The organism is Ruminiclostridium cellobioparum DSM 1351 = ATCC 15832, from assembly GCF_000621505.1.
Taxonomy (GTDB): Bacteria; Bacillota; Clostridia; order Acetivibrionales; family DSM-1351; genus Ruminiclostridium; species Ruminiclostridium cellobioparum.
On sequence record NZ_JHYD01000083.1, the window covers coordinates 1 to 1,728 of the forward strand.

The following is a 1,728-nucleotide window of genomic DNA, read 5'->3' on the forward strand; positions in this document are numbered from 1 at the left end:
TGATATGCTCCCTTCTAGGTAGACAATTAAAATAATAAAAACTTGTCACTTAGGAGGGAGTATATTTTATGGCATTTAAACACAAATATTCCTACGCTGAAAAAGAGAAAATTATTATTGAATATCTTAACAACACTTATGGATTTCGAGAATTATGTCGTATATACGAAATGAGTCAAGGCGCACTAAAGGGTTGGATCCGTCTATACAATGCTTTTGGATTTGAAGGATTAAGAACAAGTAGTCAAGCAAGTAGATATTCTTCCGTATTAAAACAGTCAGCTGTCAATGATTATCTGAACGGAAAGTATACAGCTCCTGAAATACTAAAAAAATATAAAATCAGGTCAGAAACTCAACTTAGAAGATGGATTAAGAAGTATAATGGTCATGAAGAATTAAAATCTTTTGGAACAGAGGTAAATACAATCATGACTAAAGGAAGAAAAACCACATTTGATGAAAGAGTTGAAATAGTAGAGTATTGTATTGCACATGATCATAATTATGCTGAGACAGGAAAAAAGTATCAGGTATCTTACCAACAGGCACGTAACTATGCCGTTAAATATGAAAGCGGTGGCGTGGAAACTCTAAAAGATAACCGTGGAAAACGGAAATCCGAGGATGAAATGAGTGAATTAGAAAAGCTGCGTGCTGAAAATAAGATTTTAAGGGCTGAAAAAGAATGTGCTGAAATGGAGGTCTCTTTCTTAAAAAAACTCGAGGAAATAGAGAGGAGGCGGGGCTAGGCCAGATACGACAAAAATACATTTATCAGGCAATCAAGGAAGAAAATGAAGAACACGATTACCCGATTATTGCTCTTTGTAAACTTGGTAAAGTATCACGAGCAGCTTATTATAAATGGTTGCATAGAGGACTTACTAAAGGTGAGATTACAAATCGGCTCATTGCTGATAAGATCGAAAAGATCCACGAAGAAAGCCCCGATAAAGGGTATAGAAGAATACGGGATGATTTAGAACGATATCATGATATTAAAGCGAATGACAAGCGTGTTTTACGCATATGTCGTAGGCTGGATATAAGATCAACAATTAAATATGAAAACAACGGTTGTACGAGGCAAGCAGCAAATCCACAATACATAGCTGAAAATCTATTGAACCGTGAATTTACTGCCAATTCACCAAATAAAAAGTGGCTTACAGATGTAACTGAATTCAAGTATTTCATTGGTGTGGAAAAACGCAAGGTATATCTAAGTGCCATCTTGGATTTGTACGACAGGAGAATTGTCTCTTATGTTGTTCGTGATTCCAATAGTAATGCATTAGTATTCGATACATTTGACGCTGCTGTTAACGCAAATCCAGATGCACACCCAATCTTTCATAGTGACCGAGGATTTCAGTATACAAATCGAGTATTCCATAAGAAACTGGAAGTTGCAGGAATGACCCAAAGTATGTCAAGAGTAGCAAAATGCATTGATAATGGTCCTATGGAAGGTTTCTGGGGTATCCTTAAAAGAGAACGATATTATGGGAAGCGATTTACCAGTAGGGAATCGGTAGTAAAAATGATAGAAGAGTATATTGAGTACTACAACAATAAACGATTACAAAGAAATCTTGGTGTATTAACGCCAATGGAGAAACATGATATGTATTTACATGCAGCATAAAAACTGCCAGCAGGTTATACCTACTGGCAGAAAAGATTTTTATTTTTTTAATTGTCTACTTGACGGGGAGCGGTTCA

Annotated in this window: 2 protein-coding genes; both read left to right on the forward strand. The window is 35.9% G+C overall.

The features are described from left to right. Positions 1-68 precede the first annotated feature (68 nt). On the forward strand, positions 69-752 hold the full coding sequence (locus T344_RS0119395) for a helix-turn-helix domain-containing protein (protein WP_027630049.1): 684 nt from the start codon (positions 69-71) through the stop codon (positions 750-752). A 20-nt stretch (positions 753-772) separates the two neighbouring features. Further along, complete coding sequence (locus T344_RS0119400) at positions 773-1,651, forward strand: IS3 family transposase (RefSeq protein WP_242842113.1); 879 nt, start codon at positions 773-775, stop codon at positions 1,649-1,651. Positions 1,652-1,728: the final 77 nt, after the last annotated feature.